This window comes from Gordonia sp. LMA484 (assembly GCF_058129505.1).
In genome coordinates this window covers 983,714-989,364 of sequence record NZ_CM176700.1, presented here as the reverse complement: position 1 = coordinate 989,364, position 5,651 = coordinate 983,714, and the positions used below count along the sequence as shown (strand labels likewise).

The window sequence follows — 5,651 nt, the reverse complement described above, 5'->3', positions numbered from 1 at the left end:
AGCCTCTCTCTTCCAGGTCATCGGCCAGCCCGAACCAGCGTCGTCCGATTCGTCCGACGCGTGGGTCGTCGTGGGCTGTCTGTTCCGGGGGAAGGTTGTTCCCTCGCAACAGTGTGCGTCATTATCCACCTTCCAAAACGAACTTCACCATGATTCGGTTGAATGGATGAGCAGCCACCCGCTCACCCGATTACCCGGTAAACGACTTGCTCACGGTAGGAATTCGGTCGATGACCGCAGATCGTTACCGACCGCCGCGACGAGTCATCCAAACGTACGAATCCATCGGTTCCCGAAGTAATGTTTGGGCAGCGCGTGGCGACAATATTCTGGGACCATCGACCATGATTTTGGGTAGCATCGCCACATCGTCCAGCCGTGCGCTCCGTAACCGAGGTGGCCCGAGAGGAGTTGTCGATGGCCGAGCAGACCCGCCGGTCCACCGCCGCAGCACCGATGGACCCGGTGTCGGACATCGACCGGGACGCGGATTTGCTCACCTCCGGTGACTTGCAGATCGGTCCCCAGCACATAGGTCCGCAGCGCATAGGTCCGCAGCATGCAGATCCGCAGTCGGTCGGCCCGCCTGCGGGTTCGTCGGACGTCGGATCTGCGAGTACCGAGTCCGGCCGGCCGGCTCGAGCACGTCACGCAGCCGTGCCGGGCGACGAGGCGCCGACTGTCCCGATCCCCACTGTGGCGGCCGAGTCCCCGGCACCGGAAACGGACGCGAGTGCCTCCGAATCCCCGGCGGTCGTGAATGGCTGGCACATAGTCAGCAATTCCACGCTCGACCCCACCATCGCCGGCACCTACCCCAATGCCGACACCGACACCGCCCACACCACCGCCGAGGACTCTTCGACACCGCCGGGCGATCCGCCGAGCGTCTCATCCACAGATCAATCGACCGAGCCCCCCGCAGAGGACGTCGGCACACAGTCGAATGATATTCACCCCCAACACCTTCCGGACACCCCCACATCATCGACGGACGCGGTTCCGCCCGCCCCGCACAACCCGGTCGCCGACGTCCCGCAGCGAGAATCGGCGATCGAGGTCGTCAACCTGCACAAGCGATTCGGCGACAACGTCGCCGTCGAGTCCGTCAGCTTCTCGGTAGCCAAAGGGTCGATCCTGGCTCTGCTCGGTCCGAACGGGGCCGGCAAGACGACCACGGTGAACATGCTCTGCACACTGCTCAAGCCCGATGGGGGCAGTGCATCCGTGGCAGGGCACGACGTGGTGTCGGATGCGCCGGGGGTGCGACGGTCGATCATGTTGACCGGACAGTTCGCCGCCCTCGACGAGGCGCTCAGCGGACGAGAGAACCTCATCCTGTTCGGCAGGCTGATGGGCCTCACCCGCTCGGCGGCTCGTGCTCGCGCGGACGACCTGCTGACCTCGTTCGAGCTGACCGACGCGGCAAACCGCAAGGTCGGTGAGTACTCGGGCGGAATGCGCCGACGCATTGACATCGCCTGCGGCCTCGTCACGCAGCCGGAGGTGGTCTTTCTCGACGAACCGACCACCGGCCTCGATCCTCGGAGCCGTCTGGAGGTGTGGAAGCTCGTCGAGTCGCTGCGCGACCAAGGCGTGACCACGCTGCTGACCACCCAGTACCTCGAGGAAGCGGACACCTTGTCCGACCACATCGTGGTGATCGACCGCGGCAGGGTCATTGCGTCGGGCACCGCGGACGAGCTGAAGGCCGCGACCGGCGCCTCCCATTACGAGGTGTCGCCCGCCGACCCCGACGACCTGAACCGACTCGTGGAGTGCCTCGGGGACCTGGTGCCCGCCGGCACGGCCCGTCGGCCGTCCGATGACTCCTCCGATGACCCCGACGAGCGATTCTCGGTGGCCGTCCCGGCTCCGGCCGGAGCGGACACCCTCGTCGCCATCGTGCAGCGCACCACGCAGGCCGGAATCCGGCTGTCCGACGTCGCGCTGCGTCGCCCGAGCCTCGACGAGGTGTTCCTCGCACTGACCGACCCTGCTCGTCCCGATGGCACCGGTGCGCCCCGGGCCGCCACTCCGCCGGATGAGCCGGACCCGGGAACATGACGGCGACCGGGAACATGACGAGCCGGGGCACGAGCGCCGGCCGCATCGCCTCCGCCGAACTGACCGTCGGGCGTCCACCCACACACCCGATGGCGCAGTGGTGGACGCTGACGAGTCGCGGGCTGGGCGCGATCGTGCGCAACGGCGAGATCATCTTCGCGTTCGTCGCTCCGGTGCTCCTCGCGATCTGCTTCTACCTCCCGTTGCGATCGATCATGGACGCGGATCCGGGCATGGACTATGCGGCATTTCTCATGCCGATCATCGCGCTGCAGTCGGTGAGTTTCGTGGCATCGTCGGCCGCGATGCGTGCCGCCGTCGATACCACCAAGGGCATCAACACCAGGTTTCGCACGATGCCGATGCCCGTCGCCGTTCCGACCCTCGCACGACTGGGAGCCAACACCGTGTTGCTGGTGATCTCGGTGATCTGTGCGACGGTCACCAGCCTCGTCATGGGGTGGCGTCCCGACGGCTCCGCGCTCGAGACGGTCGGACTGTTCGGCGTCGTGCTCACGGTCGGCATCTTGATCGCGATCCTGGCCGACGCACTCGGCCTGTTGACCAATAGCCCCGAGGCGACGAGTCAGGCCTTGTCCCTACCGATCCTGATACTCGGATTGCTGTCGACCGGGTTTGTACCCGAGAACCAATTCCCCGACTGGATTCAGCCGTTCGTCCGCAACCAGCCGATCTCGCAGTTCGCGACCTCGATGCGCGCGCTGAGCGACGGCACCGCGACCCTCGACATCCTCACCCCGACGATCTGGTGGTGTGTCGGACTCCTGGCCGCGGGGATCGTGATGACGACGCTCGGCGTGCGACGGGCCGTGCGATGACCGCCGCCATCGACTCCGCCTCGCCCGATCCGACCTCGCCCGAATCCGGCGAGGGTGAGGCCACCTCGGCTGCCACGGCGGCCGCAGCGCGGGCCACGTCCGCGACCGACACCGCCGGGACGCGCAGTCCTGCCGAGGGGTCTGTGCGCGCCTGGTTCACCCAGAGCCTCGTGTTGTCCTGGCGGCAGTTGTCGGTGATGATCCGCGACAAGGCGACGTTCCTGCAGCTGATCATCGTCCCGATCTTGACCCTGGCCATGTTCAAGGTGGTGCTCGGGGACGCGATCGGCAGCGCCACCGGCCAGGACAGCACCTACGGGACGGTACCTCTGGTCATCCTGGTCAGCGCGATGTTCGGGTCGGTCGCCGCCGGCATCCGGCTGAACCAGGAACGCGGGACCGGCCTGCTGTCCCGACTCTATGTCCTGCCGATCAACAGGGCCGCCGACCTCACGTCGCGGTTGCTGAGCGAGGTCTTCCGCATCGTGGTGGTGACTGCTCTGCTGATTGCGGTCGGCTCCACCATCGGATTCGACATCACCGGGGGCGTTGTCGCGGTCGCCGGCATCTTCGGTGTGGCTCTCATGTTCGGCGTCGCCTACGCAACGCTGGTCCTCGCGCTCGCCGTCAGCGCCCAGCCCTCGGCACCGTTGGTCCCCTTGCTGTCGCTCGTATCGAGTGTGCTCATGTTCTTCAATTCAGGCTTCTCCCCCGTCGACGCCTACCCGGCCTGGTTGCAGCCCATCGTGGAGAATCAGCCGATGACCCCGGCCATCGAGGTGATGCGGTCGCTCGCGGCCGGCGGCCCGATCGCCGAGAACCTCATCAAGGTGACCATCTGGACGATCGTCATCATCGGCGTCTGTATCTATCCGGCCCTCCGCGGCTACCGCAAGGCAGCGACCGCACGCTGAGGCAGCGACGCACCGGCGGCGCACGGTGTCGCGTACCGCGCACCACCGCTGTCCGGTCGTCATGACCGGGTTTGGGTGGCCGTCGGGTACGCGACACCGTGTGGCGCCGTGACTGTTTCACTCTATGGAGTTCTCAAGGATCAGATGCGGTCCCGGCCAGGGGGTCGCTCTGCTGGTCGAGTAGCGGCGAACGAAGTGAGTTGCGTATCGAGACCTGGGTTGGGTGATCTCGATACGGTGCCTCGCCTAGCGGCTCGGAACCTACTCGATCAGCGGAAGAGCGAGGGCGGGTCAGTCAGGCTGGTTGGTCGGGTGGGGTCAGCGGCGGTGGTCTGGCGGTTGTCGTCACCGGGTCTCGGTTCAGGCGGCGCTGGGCAGGTTGTCGAGGTTGAGGGTGCGCCGGTTGTGGGCGGGGATAGGGCGGCGTTGCGGGTCGACGGATGCCGGCGGGATCAGCCAGGGGTGTTTGTCGAGTCCCATCACGACGTCCCAGCCGTTGTGGTGGACGTCGTGGTGACACGAGGGGCAGAACAGGCAGCCGTTTTCCAGGTAGGTTTTGCCTCCGTCGGCCCAATGTTTGATGTGGTGCGCATGGCAGCGGGTGGCGGGTGCCCCGCATTTGATGCAGCCCCGATCGCGTTGGTGCAGAGCTCTTCTCAGTTGTGCGGGGAACAGGCGTTTGTCGTGGCTGATGTCGAGGGGGACGGCTTCGTCGTCGACGATCATGGTGGTGATGGTGCCGTCACAGGTCAGGGTGCGCAGGGTGGCTTCGGTGATCGACCCCATGAACTCGAGTTCGGCGTCTTCGGGTCGTTCGGCGGGCACGGTGATCAGGGTTTGGGTGCGCGGTGCGGAGGCGACATCGCCGCCGCGAGCAGCGATGTCCAGCAACGTTTCTAGCGCGTCGGCCTGGCGACGCTCGGTCGACCGGGCGTCCGGGGAGCCGTCGGGCTCGGGACGGGGTTTGGCCAGTTCCTCGATGGCGGCGTGGAACTTTTCGCCGACGTCGGTGTTGAGGTCGGCGTGCACTTCGAGCCGTCCGTCGCTGGTCAACGCTTTGGACAGGGTGTTGAGGTTGCGGTCTTCCGAGGCGGGTAGGCCACCGGTGTCGTCGGCGGCCCGGTTGCCTAACGCGCGGGCGTGTTTGGTGATGTCGGCGGGGGTGGCGCCGGAGAAGAATTGTCCGAGAAGATCTGTCACAAACCTTAGACGCGCTGTGTCGTCGATCGGTTCCGCTGATCTGCCCTCGATATGGTTCACACCTTTGACCACCGCATCGGCGTGCTCACTGGAGATCGCACCGTCTGCGGCATGCGCATGCAGGGTGGGCAGCGAGGACGTGGTGGCCGCGATCCGCAGCAGGCGAGCCGCCACAGCCGGCGCGAAGCCCATCACGATGAGCAGTTCGGTTATCTTGCGGCCGTGATTTTTCGCCACCCCCAAGCGATCCATGTCGCCGGCAAGGAGCGCGGCGAGGTGGTCGAGACGGTTACGCCCGGTGATCACCACCTGCATCAGATCAAACGCGGCACGTCCGGTCAGGTCGTCGGATCGGCGCTGCTCACAGAGTGAATCGATGGATGTCATGAGGTCCCCCGAAGTTCTCATGACACCAATTTATTCGAACTGGTGTTCTAAGTCAAGGAAAATCCTGGACTCCTTTAGAAGCCTGTGGACGGCGTGTGGGGTCGCCATTCGGAGGGTGTCACGAACGGTCGCCCTTCGTGACGCTCGCACGCTCGCTCCTCAGGGACCGGGTGGTGGGCGCTCGCAAGCTCGCTCCCTTCGTGACGCTCGCACGCTCGCTCCCTTCGTGACGCTCGCACGCTCG

General features: G+C 65.9%; 4 protein-coding genes. 3 read left to right on the top strand and 1 reads right to left on the bottom strand.

What is annotated here, in order from left to right:
* Positions 1-417: 417 nt before the first annotated feature.
* Genes AC4AMJ_RS04185 through AC4AMJ_RS04175 form a run of 3 tightly spaced genes read left to right on the top strand, consistent with a single transcriptional unit; the run spans position 418 to position 3,820 of the window.
* Entirely contained in the window at positions 418-2,067 is a 1,650-nt protein-coding gene (locus AC4AMJ_RS04185) for an ATP-binding cassette domain-containing protein (RefSeq protein ID WP_489917339.1), read from the top strand.
* The gene (locus AC4AMJ_RS04180) at positions 2,064-2,906 is read left to right on the top strand and encodes an ABC transporter permease (protein ID WP_489917338.1); all 843 of its coding nucleotides are present in this window, start codon (positions 2,064-2,066) and stop codon (positions 2,904-2,906) included. Before AC4AMJ_RS04185 ends, AC4AMJ_RS04180 begins: the two co-directional genes overlap by 4 nt.
* Complete coding sequence (locus AC4AMJ_RS04175) at positions 2,903-3,820, top strand: ABC transporter permease (protein ID WP_489917337.1); 918 nt, start codon at positions 2,903-2,905, stop codon at positions 3,818-3,820. The genes AC4AMJ_RS04180 and AC4AMJ_RS04175 overlap by 4 nt, the downstream gene beginning before the upstream one ends.
* A 360-nt stretch (positions 3,821-4,180) precedes the next feature.
* Here the strand turns inward: AC4AMJ_RS04175 and AC4AMJ_RS04170 are convergent, their stop codons facing one another.
* Positions 4,181-5,428 (bottom strand): HNH endonuclease, encoded by a 1,248-nt coding sequence (locus AC4AMJ_RS04170; RefSeq protein WP_489917336.1) that lies wholly within the window; start codon positions 5,426-5,428, stop codon positions 4,181-4,183.
* Positions 5,429-5,651: the final 223 nt, after the last annotated feature.